General features: G+C 62.2%; 7 protein-coding genes. 1 reads left to right on the top strand and 6 read right to left on the bottom strand.

The genetic code is table 11. The features are described from left to right. Positions 1 to 48: 48 nt before the first annotated feature. Complete coding sequence (locus MF606_RS07160; protein ID WP_240233121.1) at positions 49 to 13,578, bottom strand: DUF5801 repeats-in-toxin domain-containing protein; 13,530 nt, start codon at positions 13,576 to 13,578, stop codon at positions 49 to 51. Between the two features lie 314 nt (positions 13,579 to 13,892). On the opposite strand from MF606_RS07160, the gene MF606_RS07155 reads away from it, so the two are divergent. Continuing rightward, complete coding sequence (locus MF606_RS07155; protein WP_240233120.1) at positions 13,893 to 14,696, top strand: transglutaminase-like cysteine peptidase; 804 nt, start codon at positions 13,893 to 13,895, stop codon at positions 14,694 to 14,696. Between the two features lie 6 nt (positions 14,697 to 14,702). On the opposite strand, the gene MF606_RS07150 is transcribed toward MF606_RS07155, so the two are convergent. The 5 genes from MF606_RS07150 to MF606_RS07130 form a co-directional block, all read right to left on the bottom strand. Then, the gene (locus tag MF606_RS07150) at positions 14,703 to 15,302 is read right to left on the bottom strand and encodes a ribbon-helix-helix domain-containing protein (RefSeq protein ID WP_240233119.1); all 600 of its coding nucleotides are present in this window, start codon (positions 15,300 to 15,302) and stop codon (positions 14,703 to 14,705) included. Further along, the gene (locus MF606_RS07145; RefSeq protein ID WP_240233118.1) at positions 15,292 to 16,623 is read right to left on the bottom strand and encodes an HlyD family type I secretion periplasmic adaptor subunit; all 1,332 of its coding nucleotides are present in this window, start codon (positions 16,621 to 16,623) and stop codon (positions 15,292 to 15,294) included. The genes MF606_RS07150 and MF606_RS07145 overlap by 11 nt, the downstream gene beginning before the upstream one ends. After that, positions 16,620 to 18,770 carry a type I secretion system permease/ATPase gene (locus MF606_RS07140; protein WP_240233117.1) on the bottom strand — a complete coding sequence of 717 codons (2,151 nt, stop codon included), beginning with the start codon at positions 18,768 to 18,770 and terminating at the stop codon, positions 16,620 to 16,622. The genes MF606_RS07145 and MF606_RS07140 overlap by 4 nt, the downstream gene beginning before the upstream one ends. A 76-nt stretch (positions 18,771 to 18,846) precedes the next feature. Continuing rightward, positions 18,847 to 20,253: a TolC family protein gene (locus MF606_RS07135; RefSeq protein ID WP_240233116.1), complete on the bottom strand. Its 1,407-nt coding sequence runs from the start codon at positions 20,251 to 20,253 to the stop codon at positions 18,847 to 18,849. Positions 20,254 to 20,264: 11 nt separating this feature from the next. Further along, entirely contained in the window at positions 20,265 to 20,627 is a 363-nt protein-coding gene (locus MF606_RS07130; RefSeq protein ID WP_240233115.1) for a hypothetical protein, read from the bottom strand. Positions 20,628 to 20,629 lie beyond the last annotated feature (2 nt).

Genomic DNA, 20,629 nt, shown 5'->3' with positions numbered 1-20,629 from the left:
CAAATGGCTCGCCGAAGCGAGCCATTTTCATTTCGGTAGAACATTCAATCAGATCAGGAAGTTCTGGGCGCCCGTATCGTCATCGAGAATGATGCGGATGGTTTCCGAGCCACTCGTGAGATTGTTGATCGTGTCCTGAATGGTGGCAACGTCCTGCCATCCCGAACCGGTATTGACCTGAATGGTGACGTCGCCGTCCTGGGCTGGCACGGCCGAACCGGAGTCCAGTTGCCGGGTCGCGCCATTTGCATATTCGAACCGAACGTTGTCCGTGAGGTTCCCCGAGAGGCCCGACAGCAGGTCCGACAAGTCCACAACGTCCCCGGCAGCACCGGTCAGGAAGTCCTCGATGCTATCGGCATTGGTCGTACCGCTCTCGGCGAACTTGAAGGTGTCGACGCCGGCACCGCCGGTGAGAGTGTCATTTCCGGTCCCGCCAAGCAGGATGTCGTCACCATCACCGCCGGTGAGGATGTCGTTGCCAGAGCCGCCGACCAACCGATCGCTACCCGTGCCCCCGTTGAGCACGTCATTGCCCTCCTGGCCATAGAGAACGTCATTGCCGGCACCGCCGTTGAGCGTGTCGTTGCCGCCAGCCCGACCGCTTTCCTTGGCGAGCGTTGCGTGATTGGCAGCGATGTAGGCGAGCGTGTCGGCACGGGTCCAGTTGGCGCCGTCCCCTGCGGGGTCCGAGCTTTCGTTGTTCGGCCTGTTCTCCAGCGATTGCATAACGGCCCAACCTGAACCTGCCGGCAGGTTAACACCCAGTTGAGTCGCTAGGTTGTCGGTGTAGATGACGTCGCCGAAAACGATGTCGTTGCCGTCTCCCGCATTGACGACGTCGTTGGCTGCGGCCGCCAGTTGGGCGGAACCGCCCAGCACGGACAACACAGCCGCCAGTTGCTCAGCAGAAGTCACGTTGGTGGCGCTTCCCGCGCCGCCGCCAGCCACGCCGTCCTCGACATCGCTTAGCCGCCCCAACAATGTGCTATCAACATTAATGCCGATAGCGTCGATGCTATAGCCCGCCGCAATGATTTGCTGCGGTTCATTGGTGCCGTCTGAACCGAGAACCTGGTTCATTGCGTTGGCAATGTTCGTGGACGTTTCGCTGCCAGTGCCGCCCGAATTCCAATAGGTCGGGTTGCCGTCTGAAGCGAATACCACCTTGTTGACATCGGCATTGGGGTGGCCGTTGCCGTTGTTGATCCAGGCAAGAGCCGTCTGCAGCGCGGCCTCGAAATTGGTGCCACCGCCATCTTCCATGCCGTTTATGGCGTTCTTTGCAGCGGTGATCTGCGCCGTTTGGACGACCCCGTTCACGATCAAATCGAAGGTTCCGCGGTCGGAGGCCGAGGTCCAGAACTCTACGATGTTGATGCGAACGTTGTACCCGCCCGACTGAGCAAGTTCGTCGATCAGAGCAGTTGTGCCGTTCTTGAGAGCCTGCAGACGAGAGACGGTGCTGCCACCGAACGAAATCTGGTCGTTCATGCTGCCCGAGCTATCCAAGGCGAGGATAATGTTGGCAGTCTGCCCCTTCGAAATGGTCACAGCACCTGGGTCGCCGATCAACATATCGTTGCCTGAGGCACCTTCGATCGTCCCGGTGCCCGTCCCATCCGCCGCCGCGACGACGTGGGCCTCGTTGCCGCCCGACGTGTCACCAGCACCAGAGCCGACCACCAGGGAGGGAGAGGCCGACAGAGTTATCGCAAGTGAGCTCGCAACGGCGTCTCCGTCACCATCCACGATCTGTATTGGCAGATTGAGGTTTACGGGCTGGGTCGTGACGACCGAGGTACCAAAATCGCCAACCTTGAAGGTGCCGCCGCTGACGTGCGCAAGCTCCAAGCTGTTGTAGCCGCTGCTCGTGTTCACAGCGATCCGAGCATCCGACACCACACCGGAGACCGTGGCCTCGTACTGCGTGCCGGCCACCGACGGATTGTCGGCGAAGCTCACCGTGAAGTTCTGCCCGCCGACGTTTACCGTCTGCGACGAGGCCGAGTAGCTGACCAGAACGGTCGAACCGTTGTAGGAGATCGACACCAAGGTTATCGAGTCCTGCGTACCGTCACCGACCTGCGTCGGATTGGCTCCAGTGTCAGCGTCGTCATAGGCACGGAACTTGACCGAGGTCGAGCTACTGATCCCCGTGAACAGCACCGAAGCGCCGTTGACAGCGTAGTGCTGCTCGAAACCGTGGTTCTGGTTGCCTGACCCGTTGTAGTTGCCATTGTTCGGAGTGCCAGTCAGGTCGCGGACGAAGTCCATCCGCACGCCCTCGCCACTACCAACAGAATTACCGCTACCCACGCCTCCTTCATTGGCATTCGTATTCATTTTGCTGCTGGACGGGATAGGCGTCACCAGCAGGTCCTTGCTGTTGTCGTTGCCCGAGGTGCCGAAGCCCACCCACGCCGTGTTTCCGCCGGCAAAGTCATAGCCGCCGGCGTTGAAATCAACGCTGCTGAGGCTATCCACCGTACCATTCATATCGACGGTATAGGTCGAGTTCGCAGGGTTCAGCGTGACGACGTAAACAGACTGCCCCCCTGCGCTCCCGGTTAGCGTCAGTCCGTCGGCGGATACGGAGTAGATGATCGGTTGACCGCCCGATGTCTGGCCGCTCGCCTGGCCGTTCAGTGACGCCAGGAAACGCACGGTACCGGCGCCGTCGGCGCCGTAGTTGTTAGCGACGTTGGCATCGCTATCCAGCGCAAACGTTACGGCCGAACCGGGGCCATTGGCGACAGTCGCTTGGGCCGGACTGATTGCAACCGCTACGTCGTCGATGACGTCAACCTTCACACCGGTGAAGGTATGGGTGTCGTTGTCGGCGTCGGTGGCCTTGAACACACCGTCGAGGTTGATCGAGCGGACGCCTTCGACATTGTCGGCAGCGTTCTTGGCGTGGTGGTCGATGTTATCGAGCAAGGTGACTTTGAAGACGCCCGTGCTCGAATTCAGTTCGACCTTGAACACAGCGCGGTCAACGGCGGGATCAAACCCGGCGCCGCTGACATTGACGTAGCCGTAGAGGACGCCGCCATTGAGCCCAAACACGACCTGCTGGCCGTCCGAGGTCAGATTGCCGCCGCCCACAAAGGTCACGTTACCGCTTGTGGTATTGAAGCCGTAGGCGATCGCACCGTCGCCGCCATTGAGCATGGTGTCGAGGTTGCCGCTGGTAACGTTGGTCGTGCGGTTGAGATCGCCGACAACGTCGAGATCGACCGAGCCGACCGAAGCCGTGTCGTCAATGCCGCCACTGAGATGCTCTTCTTCGACCAGGCCAGTAAAGTTCTGAGCCTGAACGAACGGGGTGTTGGCATTGGCGATGTTGATCGCCTGCAAGGCCGACGACTGGTCGCCGTCGCTGTCTTGGATCGTGTAGGTGAAGTTGCCGGTGGTGTTGGCGCTCGTGGGGTTGGTCGCCGGGTCAAACGACCAATCGCCATTTGCCGAGAACACATAGGTACCGTTGGCGTTGGTGTGCGTCGTCTGGCCAACTGCGGCGATCGCAACCACACCACCAAGACCCGTGCCGAAATCGACGGAAACCAGCTTGGCACCATCGGCGCCTTGGACGTCGTTGCCCAGCAGATTAGTACCGTTCGTCAGACCATCGGCTTCGCTGACGCTCAGGATAACACCCGGCTTTGCTTCTGGCACATCGTCCACGATGTTGACCGAGAGCGTGCCATTGGCCGCCTGGTTGTCCTGATCGGTGAGGACGACCGTCAGGTTTTCGAACAGGCTATTGTTGCCCGCACCATTGGCGTGGCTCTCGTTATCCAGAAGGGTGTAGGTGTAGCTCACCACGCCGGTGGCGGCATTGTAGCCGGTTACCGTGAGCGTGTTGCCCAGCGGCGTGGTCGCCACCAGAGTGCCAGTCAGCGCGCCGTTGGAGATCACTGTTACGCCATGGATGGTCAGCGTCTTGACCCCGTCACCTGAGGTGACGGTGAAGTCACCGGTAACCGTCGTGCTTTCCTTGCTCGTGTCCGAACCGGCGCTTTCGCCGGAACCACGGGTGGCGAGCAGATCGTCTTCGTAGACCGTCACGTCGCCATTGGACCCCGACGGCGTCAGGTTGGTGATCGTGGGCGTCGAGTTACCCAGCGAGATGGTCAGCGTCGTTTGCACGAGATCACCGTCGCCGTCCTTGACGGTATAGGTGAACACGTCGCTCACTCCGCCCGGGGTACCGGCGCTGCGCACGTAGGAGTAAGAGCCGTCGGCGTTCAGCGTGAGCTGGCCGTAGGTTCCATTGACCACGGCGCTAACAGTGCCGGCAGCCTCAGCTGCAATACCGGTTGCACCCTTGACCACGCCGACCACCGAGCCGCCATCAGCGCCCAGCCTGTCGGCACCACCATCACCTTCCACGTCCGTCAGGACATTCCCGGTCGCCGGGGTATAGACACCAGCCGCGAGAGAATCGGTATCGGCCGCCAGCACCGGAACGTCGTCCACGATGTTGACCGAGAGCGTGCCATTGGCCGTCTGGTTGTCCTGATCGGTCAGCGCGACCGTCAGGTCCTCGAACAGGCTGTTAGCCCCCGCGCCGTTGGCATGGCTTTCGTTGTCGTTGAGCGTGTAGGTGTAGCTCACCACACCGGTGGCGGCGTTGTAGCCGGTGACGGCCAGCGTGTTCCCCAGCGGCGTCGTGATCGAGCCGGCGGTGAACACCCCATTGGTGATCACGGTCAGGCCGCCGACAGTCAGCGTCTTGACGCCATCCGCGGAGGTGACGGTCAAGCTACCACTCGCGGACTCAGCCGTACTGGCTGGAGTCGAGCCGGGGCCCCCCGGAGTGCCCAGATTGAGCGCGTTCTCATTGACTGTCACGTCACCACCCGACGTTGACGAGTCAAGGTTGGTGATGGTGGGTGTGGAGTTGCCAATGGTGATCGTCAGCGTCGTCTGCGCCAAATCACCGTCGCTGTCCTTGACGGTGTAGGTGAACACGTCGTTCACCCCGCCGGCCGAGCCCGGATTGCGCACATAGGAGTAGGAGCCATCGGCGTTCAGCGTCAGCTGGCCGTAGGTTCCGTTGACCACGGCACCGACTGTGCCGGCAGCCTCGGCTGCAACACCGGTTGCGCCCTTGGCAACGCCGACCACCGAGCCACCATCAGCGCCCAGCATATCGGCACCGCCGTCAGCCTCTACGTCCGTCAGGACGTTCCCGGTCGCCGGCGTGTAGACGCCAGCCGCCAAAGCATCGGTGTCGGCTACCAGCACCGGGACATCGTCCACGATGTTGACCGAGAGCGTGCCGTTGGCCGTCTGGTTGTCCTGGTCGGTCAGGACGACGATCACGTCTTCGAAGAGGCCGTTATTCCCGTTGGCGTTGGCGTGGGTCTCGTTGTCGACAAGGGTGTAGGTGTAGCTCACCACGCCCGTGGCTGCGTTGTAACCAGTCACCGTCAGCGTGTTGCCCAGCGGGGTCGTCGCCACCAGCGTGCCGGTCAGCGCGCCGTTGGAGATCACCGTCACGCCATGGATGGTCAGCGTCTTGACGCCATCCGCCGAGGTGATGGTGAAGTCGCCGTTGACCGTCGTGCTGTCCTTGGTGGCGTCCGAGCCGGCGCTTTCGCCAGAGCCACGGGTGGCCAGCAGATCGTCTTCGTAGACGGTCACGTCGCCGTTGGACCCAGAGGGCGTCAGGTTGGTGATCGTGGGGGTGGAGTCGCCGATGCTGATGGTCAGCGTCGTCTGCACGAGGTCGCCGTCGCCGTCCTTGACGGTGTAGGTGAACACGTCGTTCACCCCGCCGGCCGAGCCCGGATTGCGCACGTAGGAGTACGAGCCGTCGGCGTTCAGCGTCAGCTGGCCATAGGTGCCGTTGACCACGGCACCGACCGTGCCGGCAACTTCAGCCGCGACGCCGGTTGCGCCCTGGGCCACGCCCACTACCGAGCCGCCATCGGCGCCCAGCTTGTCGGCCCCACCGTCACCTTCCACGTCCGTCAGGACGTTCCCGGTCGCCGGGGTGTAGACACCAGCCGCAAGAGCATCGGTATCAGCGGCCAGCACCGGAACGTCGTCCACGATGTTGACCGAGATGGTGCCATACACCTTGTCGCCGCTCGAGTCGGTAGCAACGACGCTGACGCCGCTGAGGATCACGTCCAGCACCGAATTTGGTGCGAGATGCGCAAAGCTGTTGACCAAGGTCGCCGTCACGCTGACGGTTGCGTCCGCCCCAGCGGCCGCGCCGGTCGAGCCGGTCAGCGCGAGGACGAGCGCGGGCTGCCCGGCGAACGACAGGGTCAGCGTACGGCCACCGTTGGACAGGGTCCACTGGGGCGTGCCGCTCGCGAGGTTGGCGAGGGCCGGAACGTTGATCGCCGGATCGGCAAAGGCCACCGACGTGATGGCCTCGCCCGTGGCATGGAAGACCAGGGTATTGGCGTCGACGGCCGTTTCGGCGGTCGAACCGGAGGTCGTGCCAGTGGCAACACCGGCGACAAGGTCATTGATGTCCTTGGTGGTATCGAGCGCCGCTTCCTGGACCGTCAGGGCCGACACGCCGTCGGTGACTGTCGGGGTCGTATTGGCGACGACGGAGGTCGAGCCGGCCGTGGTCAGGTGCTCGTACTCGTCGGCCCCCGCCACACTCGTGATGGAGTTCGCGATTGGGCTGGTGAAGCTGCCGTAGTTGTAGTGGACGTTCACCGTCTGGTCGGGCGCGCCCTGCGGGATGACAACTGTCGTGCCGTTGGCCAGGGTAAAGGTCAATGGGCCATTAGTGGGCACCACGGCACCGGGAGCACCCGACAGGCCGATCGTGTAGGCAATCGTCACACCGGTAGCGTCGTAGACGGCTGGGCCAGCGGTGAGCGTTGCGGTTACGGTGTCGATCGTGTCGGTGACGGTTACCGTCGCGGTGTCGGTCGTATTCACAGCCTCGAAATTGTGCGCCGAGATACCCGTGATGCTCACTGGCGTGCTGCTGCCATCCTTATAGACGTCATCGCCCGGGGCAGTCTGCGAGGCGGACTGAGCCGTGAGCTGGCCGGGATTGAAGGTGATCTGTACGCCATTGCTGAGCGTGATGGTCACCGGCACCCACGTCGCGTAGGTCATGTGCGCTGTGTAGACGAACGCGCCGCCTTCACTAACGGTCACGTTGTCGAGGATGATGACGTTGGTCTGGATGGTGTCGGCCACATTGACCGTGACGATGGCCTGAGCAGTGTCGCCATCGCGATCGGTGACCGTGTAGGTGAAGTTGTCAGCTCCGTCGGAGTCGTAGGGTTCTTCGCCCTGCACCTTGTACTCATACTCGCCGTTGGCCTGGACCCGCAGCGAGCCGTGGCCGCCCACGAACCACTGCGACCAGCCACCGCTGCCAAAGGTCAGCGCCTGGCCATTGATGGCCGTCACTGCAGCGCCGTCAGCACCTGGTGAAAAGCTCAGCGTACCGGTCAGCGGCTGCTGACCTTCAATGGCGGACAGCGTCACGCCGTTGGCCGAGGGCACGTCGTCGTTGAACGCCAGGTTCAGCGTGCCGGTTGCGGTATCGGCCGGCGAGGTATCGGCGTCCGAGTCGCCCACGGTGTAGGAGATCGCGGCGGTGACACTGGCTTCGGTGCCGTCGCCCTGGGTGTGCATGACCGGCTTGAGCAGGGTCAGCGTGTAGGTGCCGGTTGCCGGATCGAGGACGATCTTGAACAGGTCCTGCCCGTTACGCGCCCCACCATTGATCACGGCAGTCAGCGTATTGGTGGCGCTGTTCCACTGATACTGCACAGCTTCCTGGCCGATCGTGCCAGCCTGATTGTTCATGCCGACGAGGCTGAACACCAAGGCATTATTGCCGCCCGAGCCGGGCAGCGCGCCGGAGAAGGTTGCTTCGTTGCTGTCCGGATCCGGCGTTACCACGACATCGCCAGGAGCGGCAGTCGTGTTGTTGCCGGGCAGGCCATCGTCGTCCACCGTCGCGCTGGCGGTGCCGGCAACGGGGATCAGGTTGGTTTGCTTCACCGAGAAGACGACGAAGCCGTCGCCGAACGGAACGCGATCGCCATCACCGTCGCGAGCGACGATGAAGTCCCCGAAATCGAGATTGACGTGGCTCGCGGTGCCATGATCGAGCGGGCTGTAGATTTTCAGCACAGCCTTGCCGTCGACAATGGTCAGCTCGAAGACCTTGGCATTGCTGGCGGTAAAGCCAGTGATCGTGGTGCCGTCGGACTTGACCTGCACCTGTTCGCCGCCGGCGTGAAGCGTACCGAAATTCTGGGGCGCGAATGCCTGGATCTGGAAGCCGCCAGCGGCATGGGCACCATCAGCACCGAAGGCCACCAGGGCCGTCAGATCGATCTGGCCAGTCTGTACGGCCGGAGCAGTCACCACCGTCTGGGTGACGCCCATATTGTCCAGAATGACGCGGCCGGCCAGCGTGCTCGGCGGCACGATCTCCAGACGGGACAGGGCAACGCCTTGGAGCGCCGTACCCAAGGCATTGAAAACCGTCGACGGCGTCTGGGCTGCATACCCCACGCTCGCCGTGTTGAAGACAACGGTCGCGACAAGGTTGCCCGCGGCGTCATAGCCCTTGAGCGTAACTTGGCTCGCACCGGAGTTCGCACCGAACAGGCCGATCGCCATGCTGCCGACGGTAAATGTCGAACCCGATGCGGCGGTGAATACGATGGGTTGCGAACCAGGGTCCTGCGGCGGGCCCTGGAGGGCCGACTCGTTCACGTGGTTTGCAATGACGACGCCGGCATTGACCGACAGGTTGGGCAGATTGGGCACCTGCCCGGTCGTGCCGGTGAAGTTGAACGTGGACGTAGTGGTCTGGGTCGAGGGAGCGACAGGCTCGTCCATCTCGGTCGCAGCAGGAGGCGTGCCGATCAGCGCTGGGCTGTCGTCGTCGACGTTGAAGGTCAGCTTGCCGGGGGTAGCATCGCCGTCCCGGTCGATGACTTTGAGGCCGAATTCGAGCCGCAGGTTGTCTTCGAACGAGGTCTCGACGGTGCCGGCTGTTGCCGGGTTGTCCTGCGAAGGATGGCTGAGCGGCCGGAAGACCGTCAGGGTATAGGTACCATCCGACTCCACCTCGAGGGTGAATGCCTTTACCTGGCCAACGCCGGGCACGTTGATTGTACCGACCAGCGTGCCGCCCTGCGCAAAACCGGCGCCAACGCCCGCAGCGTCTGTGCCCGCAAGCCAGCTCGTGACGACGTTGTAGGGCGTGCCGACGCCATTGGCACCGACATAGATAGCCTGGAGCGGATTTACCGCACCGTTCTGGCCGTTGACGGTCAGGCTATCGACAACGATCTTGTCGAGCCCATCCGCACCGGCGTTGAAGTTGATGGCGCCTGTCGCGGTCTTTCCGTCGGCGTTGTCGCCCGGGCCGCCGGGCACACCATGCAACTGGCTGTCGTCGTCGAGACGCTGGACCGTTTCGCTGTCGATCACCTTTGGCGCGTCGTCGCGGAACTGAATCTTGCTGCCAATGTCGACGGTCTGGCTGACGGTGTCGCCATCGTAGTCGGTGACCGTAACCTTGATGCTGATCTTGCCAGCCAAGGTTTCGATGTCGTTGGGACCGTTGTTAGGATCGTGCTGAATCGGCAGATACTGCGCGATAGCAATATGGCCCTCATTGCCGGAAGTGTAGGTCGTAACCGCAAAGGCGACGTCCCCAGCGGGGTCGGCGCTGCCGTCTGCTGCCGCAAGACGCCCGACGATCAGGCCATTTTCCTCGAAGAGGAAGATGGCCGTGCCGCCGGTCGCGAAAAGCCCGGACGGCGTTCCGTTCGCCGCAATTTCCATCGTGACCGCTACGGTCTTGTAGTCGTCGGCTCCGGACGCGCTGTTAATGACGATCTCGGCGTCGCCATCGGCCGCGTAACCGATCCGCGAAGTGATGGATTCCGCCGTCTCGAGCGATTTGAAGAGGTTGCGAACGAAGGACGCGCTGGTGTCATCCGCCTGCGACTGTTGCCCGGCACTCTCGTCGTGCGTCACAACCGAAGCAGTCGTACGCACCGACACCGAGGGAATGTCATCGGTAACCGTGACATTGACCTTGCCGTTGAGCGGCACGCTGTCGCCATCGCCATCGGTCGCCCGGATGATCGAGCCGAAATCTATCGAAGGGATAGATCCGTTCCCCGATACAAGCGCGGTGTTCTCGCTGTTGGTGTTGTCATCGACATGGTCGAGCTGGTCGTTCAGGCGGAAGGTGAAGTCGCCGTCCGCCTCCAAGGTGAAGCCGAACACCAGCCGCGACGCAACCGGGAGATAGAAACCCAGGCCGAGGGTGTCGACGTAACCAATGATGGTATCGCCAATCTTGGTATAGGAAAGCTGCTCGCCCTTGGACTGCAACTGTAGACCGTTCAGCACGGACAACGCGTTGGCAGTGAACGAGAAACCGCCGCCCGCGGCAGCGCCGTCGGCGCCAAAATCCACGGTGGCCGTCAGATTTCCCGAGCTCTTGGCGACACCGAGCCAACCGGGGATCACATACTCCGTTGAAGAGTTGCCGTCCGAACCATTGTCGGGGCTGGACCCACTCGAGCGCAGGCTGTCGATATCGTCTTCATCGACCGTGATCGAGGCATTGGCGCTTCGCACCGCCGGACCGTCATCGTCGAATGACAGGTAGGAGCCCTGGGTGGTGATGAGGTCGATCGTGGCCGACTTGACGATGGTGTCGCCGTCATTGTCCGTGCGAGTGACGGTGTATTGCAGCTGAATGGGTCCGGATTCGCCCTGCAGGCTGAGCACGGCCGACGAATCGAACTGATTGCCGTCCGTATGCTTGATCGCCTGGTAGAGCGTGGTCTGCAGCTGACCATCGACAATCTCGATGTCGAAGACGACCGTGCCATCAGCGGTGCGGCCTTCGATCGTGGTGGCGTTGAGCTGGAACAGGGTGATGGCACCGCCATCGGTGGCCGACAGATTGGTGGCGGTACCCTGGCTGGAAATCCCAACAAAGCTCAGGACGCCGGTGTCGCTGCCGCCGTCGGAGCCAAACGAGCCGCCGACTGCGAATAGCGAGGTCAGGCCGCCGCCACCAACGGTGGTGGTGGTGCGACCGAGATATTCGTTGAGCGGCGCGGTGACGTCGTCATCGGCGTTGCCATCAGCGACCTCGCCCGAACCATTGGCGCGATCCATACCGATGGTTTCGTCCAGTTCGGACTGAAGGCCCTTGAAACCCTCGGGTATGGACGTTTCAACCGTCAGCGTCGGACCGTCGTCGTCGAAAGAGAAGTACGAACCTTCGCTGGTGATGAGGTCGATCCTGGCGGACTCGGTGACAGTGTCGCCGTCGCCGTCTGTGCGGGTCACGGTGTATTGCAGCTGAATGGGGCCGGATTCGCCCTGCAGGCTGAGCATGGCGGACGAGTCGAACAGGTTGTCGTCGTTGGTATGCGCGATCGCCTGGTAGAGTGTAGTCTGGAGTTGGCCATCGACAATCTTGATGTCGAAGACGACGGCGCCGCTAGCGGTGCGGCCTTCGATCGTGGTGGCGTCAACCTGGAACAGAGTGATGGCGCCACCCTCGGTGGCTGACAGATTGGTCGCGGTACCCTGGCTGGAAATGCCAACAAAGCTCAGGACGCCGGTATCGGTGCCGCCGTCGGAACCGAACGACCCGCCAACAGCAAACAGGGAGGTCAAGCCAGTGCCGCCGACCGTGGTGGTGGCGCGGCCGAGATACTGGTTGGTAGGTTCGACTACGTCGTCATCGGCATTGCCGTCCGCGACTTCGCCGGCGCCGTTGGCACGATCGGCGCCGACGGTTTCGTCGACTTCGGACTGGAGGCTCCTGGAACCCTCAGATGAGGTAGCCTCGACGGTGAGCGTCGGGCCGTCGTCCTCAAACGTGATCGCGCCGCCCCGGCCGCCTGAACCGGTCAGCGGGATGGAGGCGGTCTGGCTGGCAACGTCGCCGTCACCGTCTGTCGCGGTGACCGTGTAGGTCAGCGACAGAACCGGACCGGAGCTCTCGCCGCCGATCAGGGAAAGAGACAGAGGTTCATCGGCGTTCAGCGGATTGCCATGCTCCAGCGGCAGCAGCTGCTGCACGACAAGGCTGACGGCGGCCGGATCGGCAGAACCGTTCAGAGAAATGCGGAGGGCGATGAAGCCGTTAGCGCCGCCAATGCGGCCGGTGATGGAGCCGTCGGCCTCGGTGAACAAGTAGATGGTGCGGGCTTCGCTCGGCAGGCCTGCAAGCTCGGTGCCCGGCACATCGGTGACCACGAGGTTGGTCCGCACACCGGCAGCTTCCTCACTCGAGCCGCTGAGGGCGAGCGCGAACTGATGCGCTACGACGCCGCCGTCAGCGCCAAGGCTGACTGTGCTGGAGAACAGGGCACCGAGGGCGCTACCGCCTTCTCCGGCGGAGGTGGAAACCTGCCCGAAAGCCTTCGCGCCGGCCTCCAGGACGTTGCTGGTCAAGTTAGCGGCGGAGAAACTGCCATTCACGTCGTCAAAAGCGGCGTTGAAATCGCCACCCTTTGGGCCGAAGGATTCATCGAGCACCAGATGAACGCCACCAGCGCCCTGCTCGCCGCCCTCACTTCCCTCGCCGCCTTCACCCGACGTCGGGACGAGGCCTACGGTGACAGTCGGGGTATCGTCGTCGACATTGACCGACATGGTGCCGTCGACAAAGTCGCCATCGCTGTCGGAGACGCGATAAGCGATTTCCAGCACGACGTTGTCTTCGCCCGCCCCTGGGTGATGGATGGCGGCCAGTTGTTCGATCGTATAGGCGCCCGTCGTGGTGTCGGTCAGCGTGACGCGCATGACTTCGATGCCATTCTGGCTGATGGTCAGCACCAGACCGTCAGGCGAGACCGCGGAGGAGAAGCCGAGACCAGCGGGGAACGTCGCGCCGGTCAGCAACAGGCTGCCAACGCCGTTATTGCCGTAGTCATGAACGAGCGTACCGGTCAGCGGGCCCGAAGCATCGTCGCCGAGCCCACCGGGATTGCCCCCGGGGAGGTCGTCGTCGTCGAGGAGGCTCGCGCCATTCCCGCCCACGGTCGGCGACGTGTCGGGAAGACCTTCGTAGAACGGCCGATCGACGCCACCACCAAAGGACAGCGCCGTTGGCGGCAGCAGGTCGCCTATCGCGAATGCGTCGCCAATACCGCCCACGGGAACTTCGAAATTACCGCCCGACCCGCGGGCGGCGTCACCACCGGCGGGACCGGCTGCGGCCTGGATGTCGTTGGCAGCAAACAGGGCGGCCACGGTCTGGGGCGGGATTTCCACCGCGCCGATCATGATGGTCAGGCCTTCGATGGCGCCATTGGGCACCACGATGACCGATCCATCCGCCTGAACGAATTCGAGATCGGTGCCATTGACTCGCGGCTGGTCAATGCTGGCCTCGGCCGGCAGACGAACGACGCTGCCCTCCTCGACCGCAAGGACAAGACGCTGCCCGGTTTCACCTAACGCGGGTACTGGTTGCGGTTCGACTGCTGGAGGGGTCGCCTGGGCCACAAGCACGTTGCCCTCGTTCGTCGCACCCTCGAATTGGTCGGCATTCACAACGCCGTCAATACGCTCAACCATGACACACCCATCGACCGAATGGTTAAATATTGGTTGAGTTATAGTCTTACCGAAATGCTAATCACAATTGGGGCACACCGTACTTCACATATCCTGGTATGCTCGACGCGGAAATATCTGCTTAACCTTAATCCATAGGCATATCAGGATATGCGTGTGGTCCGACGGAGTAGCCGGATGGATCGGTGTACCGCCGCGCGCCGTCCAAAGATCGATAAAGTTTTATCGAAACTATTTCACCGAAACAAACCAAGTAAATTTGGCGAAACTCAATACGGCGATGAGAAAGTCCACCTCACCAACGAGGTGGGCAAATGCGCAAGCGCGGTATCAACAAATATCGATCAGTATTGATGACGGCTGCGATTTCAATTCTGTCGCTAGCGCAGATCGGCACAACTAGCGCTATCGATCAGGACTTCAAAAGCAATTCGCCGGCGATCACCAGCAGCCCAAGTATCGTTCAAGAGAAACCGAACGTTGTTTCCCTCGGAGTCTTTCAATCCGTGGCGATTTCTGCTGCGCGGTTGCCGGCCGCCGGCAAATGGATAGATGCGACAAGCAGGGACTATCGGGCGTTTTTCGGGGCGTCCTGCGTCAGCTCCGGTTTCAGCCAGTGCAACACACCCTTTGCGCGCAAAGCTCAGGCCGCCAAGCGCAATGCAACGGATCTATCGGGGCAGCCGCTGCTGCGGTTCGTAAACAGGGCGATCAACAACGCCCTGCCCTACCAATCCGATGCCGATGCCTGGGGACAGGCAGACCGCTGGGTGACCATGTCCGAATTGTCAGCAAAGGGTCGCGGCGACTGCGAAGACTACGCGATTGCCAAGTATTGGTTGCTGCGCTCGCTCGGCTTCCCTAGTGAAAACCTGCAGGTTGTTGTTCTAGCCGATACACGGCGTCAGGTCTTCCACGCGGTGCTGGTAGCGCATTATGACGGTACGCCCTATGTGCTCGACAATCTCTCCAACTCGCTGCGGACAGATGCCAGCCTTCGCAACTACATGCCGATCATGTCGTTTGCCGACGGTAAGAGCTATATCCACGGCTTCACCAACCCAACCAACAATGTGGCCGTAAACCTGAGCACCGTCGCCCCCGGCGAAGGCTTCTAGGATCGGTCAGGTCAGCACGAAGCCAACAAGAACATTGGCGGGTGCAGGCGGCGGAATGACGACGCGAACCTGCGTACGCCGCTCATGGGTGTCGACCCGAATGGACATGGCGCATTCGAGGGTCGTTCCTGGCCGGATTTCGGCAAATAGCTGCTCGATCGGGCGATCCAGCGTCAGTTGGGCTCCATCTGGCGACTGCGCTCGGGCCACGATCGTCTTAAGATAGCGCAAGAACTCGTCATTGACGCGCACAAGCCGCTTCTGGCGGTCGAGCGCGAATGACGGGGATGGCGCCAGCTGCATCAGCTGGACGACCGCCAAAGGCGCTGCCAATGGCGCCATGCGGCTCTGCTCATCCAGAAGGCGCTTGGTAACGGCGCTTCGGACCGCGCGAGAGACGTTGATATTGTCGGGTCGGGCAACTTCGAGTATCTCGCGGACCAGGTCGGTCGGCCGCCGACCCGATTGCTGTGCCAGAACCTGGAGCGCATCCCAAAACGCCGCCTCGAGCCGCAAGGCATGACGTCCCGATGCCGTGCTTACGGTGCGGAAAATCGGCGTAGCCCAGTCCATCGGCGAGCCGGCGGCTTCGGGATTATCGTTCAATGAAGGCCTCCTGCCGGACCTTATTGATCGGCTTGAGGAGGTATTGGAGGACAGAACGGCGCCCGGTGAGAATGTCCACTGTCGTCACCATGCCGGGCAGGATGGCCAGTTCCTGCCCCCGGTAGTCGAGCGCAGCGCGCTCGGCGCGGATGGTGACGAGGTAGTAGGTCTCGCGGGTATTCTGGTCGACAATGCTGTCGGCGGATACGTTCTCCACGGTGCCCTCGAGACCGCCGTAGATGGAAAAGTCGTAGGCGGAAAAACTGATCCGTGCCTTCTGACCGGGGATGACGAAGGCGACGTCGGCGGGCCGCAGCTTGGCCTCGACCAGCAGGAAGTCAGATTTGGGTACGATGTCCAGCAACTTGGCGCCGGCGGTCACCACGGCACCAATGGTCGTCACGTCGATGCTGTTGACGACGCCATCCACGGGCGAGCGGATGTCGGTCCGCGCCACGCGATCCTCAGCGCCGCGCAATTGCTGCTGCGCGCTGGCCAACTCGGCGCTGCGCAAGGTCAGATCAGATAGCGCCTCCTGGCGGAACTGCAAATCCGCTTGCTCCATCTGCAGTTCGGCCTCTCGCAGCGCCGATTCCAGCCGAGCCATGCCCTCTTCTGCTGCCGCGATCTGTCCCGAGAGGTCGCCAACTTCGGCCTGCAAAGCCAGAAGGTCGGTGCGCGCCGCCAGACCGCGCTCGGCCATAGGTGTGATGAGTGCCAGCCGCTCCTGCGAAATGCTGAGATTGCCCTCCACGCGAGCCTTGTTGGCAACGACCTCATTGAGTTCGCGCTGCCGCTGCTCGACGCGCTGCGCGAGAACAAGCTTGGTGCTGGCCAGGCTTGAGAGGCGGGAATTCAGCAGATCGGTCTCGGCTAGACAGACGGCAGGAGCCTGATCCTGGACGGTGCCAGGGCACGTATAGTCCAAGGCCGCACCGCCCGTGCTTTCGACGCGCAGCCGCTCGACCTGAGCGAGCAGCGCAAGTACACGCGCCTCCACCTCGCCCGCGCTGGAGGCGGTCGTCGTATCGTCGAGACGCGCTAGCAGCTGGCCGGCAGACACCTGTTCGCCCGATCGCACCAACAGTTCGGTGACGACACCCTGCTCGGCGCTCTCGATGATCTGTGTCTTGCCCGACGGGATCACCCGCCCCTCGGCACGGCTGATTTCATCGACCTCGGCCCAACTGGCCCACAGCAGGAAAGCTGCAGCAGTCGCGCCGATAATCGCGATGACATAGGCCCAGGACCGTGGCGGTTCATCGGCTGGCAATGCCAGCCGTTGCGCATCCTTGCGGCGGGACGGCCGAAAGAAGTTCATCCGCCCTCCCCGCGAGCGCGCAGTTGCGCCAATACAGCATCCTTGGGACCGTCGGCAATCAGCCGACCGTTGTCGACGACCAGGAGGCGCGTAACCAGGGAGAGCAAGCTGTAGCGATGGGTCGCGATCAGAACGGTCTGGTCGGGCGCGACGCTGGCTTCGAGATGCTTGATGAGCTGCCTTTCGGTAGCCAGGTCCATCGAACTGGACGGTTCATCGAGGAACAACACCTTTGGCTCGACGAGCATTGCCCGGGCAAGCGCGAGAGCCTGGCGTTGCCCGCCAGACAGTAGCATACCGCGCTCGCCCACCGGCATATCGTAGCCCTGCGGATGCCTGGAGACGAAGTCCTCGACGCCGGCCTTGCGCGCGGCGCTGAGCAGGCGCTCCTCGCTTGCGGTCGGGTCGCTCATCAGAATGTTGTCGCGAACGGTGCCGTTGAATATTTCGGGGTCCTGGACCACGAAGCCCACTGCACGACGCAAGTCCTCCGGGTGATATTGGGCGATGTCGATGCCATCGACCAGGATCTCGCCCTCGCTGGCCGTATGGAAATTGACCAGCAGACGGCCGATCGTGGTTTTGCCCGACCCAATGCGCCCAATGATGCCGACCTTCTCGCCCGGCTGGATTGAAAAGCTGATGCCATCGAGGACGAAGACCTTGGAGCCCGGATAGGCGAATCGGACCTTGCTGAATGAGAGGCGGCCGGCCCGAACCACCCGCTGGATTGGGCTTTGCTGGTTTGGGCGCTCATCGGGCAGCTTCATGATTGCATCGATCGTCTGATACGCCTCAACCGCGGTTCGGGCCCGCAACAGGGTCGACGCGATCATGCCGATGGGCGCGATCAACCGGTTGGACAGCATCATCGCCGCAATAATGGCACCGGTGGTCACATCGCCGGACGCGAATTGGTATGATCCGCCCACGATAATCCCGACGAGGGAAAGCTGGGATAAAGCGGCCGTCGTGTTGCTAGCGACGGCCTGCAATTTGCGGATCTGATCCTGCGTACGGGACGATGCCAGTACAGCCGCGTCCCAACGGCGCAGCAATTGGCCCTCTGCCCGCGAGGCCTTCACGGTCTGGACCGCTGTCAGGGCTTCGACAAGAACGGAATTTCGCGCGGAAGATTCACTCAGAGCGGCCTTCACGGCGCGGCCCGACATGCTGCCCACGATCAAGGTCACGATAATGGCGATGACGCCGGCGATGAGCGGGAATACGACCAGCCAGCCGATCAACACGGCGATAATATAGGCGAAGACGCCCAGGAACAGGACATCGACGAACATGACCAGCGAGCTGGCGGCCACGAATTCGCGCAGCACCTCGTATTGCCCGATGCGACTGACGAACGCGCCGGTGGATTCCGGGCGCTTGGCCATGGGGGTATTTAGCACTCTGTCGAACAAGGCGGAGGACAGCCGGAAATCAATGCTGCGGCCGACATATTCGATGACGGCGGAGCGAGCCAATTTCAGCAGGGTATCGAAGATGACCACCGCCGTAACCCCAACCGCCAGCACCCAAAGCGTTGTCTGCGATGCGTTCGGCAGTACCCGGTCATAGACGTTCATCGTGAACAAAGGGAAGGCGAGCGCGAACAGATTGATGAAGGCGGCCGCAAGCAACACATACCAGATGCTGCGGGTATGGCCGGCTACGGCCGACCAGAACCAGTGGCCCTGCTGCGCCAGGCGCTTGCCCGATGCTTCCTGGACGGCCTCATAGTTTGGCGACACCAGCAAGAGATGTTGGGAGCTCTTGCCCTTGATGTCACGTCCGTCGAGGATGACTTCGGCGTGCTGCTCGGGATCGTAGGCCCTGAACGAGCGCCTGCCGGCACGTTCGAGCAGCACGACAGGCGAGCGCGTTTCGGGGAAGATCAGGGCAGGAAAATCGAACTCGCGCAGGCGCGCAGGGGCAACGTGTGCGCGGCGGACACTGACGCCAATCCGCCCGAAGGCCGCCTCAACCTGCTCGGGTCCAAGCAGCCCATCCTTAAGCGGCAGGCCAGCCGTCAGCAGCGCCGCAGAGTCCGACTTCCGCCAGGCCCGTGCGAGATAGCGCACACATTCGAGGATGACATCGATCGGTCGCTCATCGTGAGCGACGACATCGGGCGTAACTGCCGCGTCCATCTATCGCTCTCGTAACAACTGATTACGCCTCCGACTGCCGGCTAATACCATATCGGCAGTCAAACTAGGCGGCCGGTCAATTGCCGTAGGTCGGAATGGTTAGCGGCTGACGTGCCCGCGGCTCGGCATTTTCCCACGACGGGGTGTCTGTCGCGGCCCGCGTATCCGCCACGGCCGTCGGGTCTGCGGCTACGCCGATGAAGGACAGCAGGTCGCCACTTGCGGCGAGAACGCGGTACTCGGCGAACATGACGCTGTACTGCGCCGTCTGCTGCAGCACCTGAACATTGAAGCGTGTGTTCTGTGCATCGAGAACGTCGAGCAAGGAACGTTCACCAATATTGAATTGCTCGCGATAGGAGCCGATCAGCTCCGAAGACGAGGTCAACTGCTGCTGGTAGACATTCGCCAGTTCCGCCTGGCTCTTGAGGCGCAGCCAGGATTCGCGAACCGCCTGCTCTACTTCACGCACCGTCTGGTCGAAGACCAGCTTTGCTTCGCTTTCGCGGCGGATTTCTTCCTGAACCTGCGCTTCCTTGATGCCGCCGTCAAAGATGTTCCAGCGCATGGAGAGGCGCAGGCTGGCATCGTTAGTCATGTTGTCGCTGCCGGAAATGTCGTATCCGGTGGCAACCCGCCCCTCAAGCGACAGCTTGGGGCTGAAAGCGGACTCAGCCTGATCGACCAGCGCCGACGCGGCATCGATATCCGCGCCCGCCGTCAGCATGCGCGGGTTGTTGATGATCGCCTTGGCGATGGCGATTTCCAGCGAGTCAGCGATCGCACCCGCGGCGCGCGGAGGCGCGCTCACAGGGCCGGGCATCATGCCGACAAGTGTCTTGAACTCGATCTGGGCCGCGGCCAGCTCGACACCGGCCTCAGTAAGGCGCGCGCGGGAGGCAGCCAGGCGTTCGATCGACTGGAAGCGATCGGCTTCGGTGAGCTGGCCGCTCTCGATCGCCGAGGCCACGTCGGTGACCATCGCTTCGTGGAAGCCTACATTTTCGCGGGTCAGACCAACGATCTGCTGCTGGAGAAGGACCTGGTAGTAAACCCGGACGATCTGGAGGGCGATGTATTCGCTGCGCTCAAGAACGCGGTAGGAGGCGCTGTCAACACGAGCCGATTGCCGGGCAACCTCGGCATCGCGGAAACCGCCATCGAGCAGGTCGAACGTCGCGACAAGGCCCACCTGGGCCGGAAAGAGCGCGTCGCCGCTAATATTGAGGGCGCGACGCGACGGGTTGTCGAGAAGCTGCACGCCAGCGGACGCTTCGAGATCGACGCGTGGCGAGAAAAGCCCGATCGCCTGACGGAGCTCGAACCCAGTCGCATCGTGATTCTGGACCGCTTGCCCGATCTCTGGATTTGATTCCATGGCGATCTGCACAGCGTCGCGCAGTGGCATGGCGGCCGCAGCATGGGACAAGGCGACGAGCGCCACGCCGGACAGAAGTACGCGCCTGATGAAAACGAGATTCATGTGCTTACACGCTACCTGAACGAGAGGTGACGCTGGTAAAAGCAATCACACTTCTGAATTGACGCAGTGTCGAAATGACCGGTTTCCAAGTAACCGGCCGCAGCCTCGCAGGCCCAGCGCGCTTCCATCGCCCAAACGAAGGATGGGCGCGTGGAAGCCAGAACCGACGGCTCGTTCATGGCACTCTTGGCATTGTCCAGATTGGACCACACGGTTTGACGGATAACGTCGGGTGACTGATTGGCGAGATCGGACTGCGAATAGGAAACGCACGCCCCGCGGTAACCACCCGCAAGGTCGGCAGCCTGAATAGTCCCAGCGGTGCAGAACAATACCAGTCCCGCAACCGCGCTACGCATCAACGAAAATCGCATGA

Origin of the sequence: Devosia lacusdianchii (genome assembly GCF_022429625.1) — a bacterium.
Lineage (GTDB): Bacteria > Pseudomonadota > Alphaproteobacteria > Rhizobiales > Devosiaceae > Devosia > Devosia lacusdianchii.
This window is presented reverse-complemented; position numbering and strand designations above follow the sequence as displayed.

Coding starts and splice junctions, on each gene's coding strand:
- MF606_RS07140 (WP_240233117.1), bottom strand. CDS start 18,770: ATGGACGCGGCAGTTACGCCCGATGTCGTCGCTCACGATGAGCGACCG.
- MF606_RS07130 (WP_240233115.1), bottom strand. CDS start 20,627: ATGCGATTTTCGTTGATGCGTAGCGCGGTTGCGGGACTGGTATTGTTC.
- MF606_RS07145 (WP_240233118.1), bottom strand. CDS start 16,623: ATGAACTTCTTTCGGCCGTCCCGCCGCAAGGATGCGCAACGGCTGGCA.
- MF606_RS07155 (WP_240233120.1), top strand. CDS start 13,893: ATGCGCAAGCGCGGTATCAACAAATATCGATCAGTATTGATGACGGCT.
- MF606_RS07135 (WP_240233116.1), bottom strand. CDS start 20,253: ATGAATCTCGTTTTCATCAGGCGCGTACTTCTGTCCGGCGTGGCGCTC.
- MF606_RS07160 (WP_240233121.1), bottom strand. CDS start 13,578: ATGGTTGAGCGTATTGACGGCGTTGTGAATGCCGACCAATTCGAGGGT.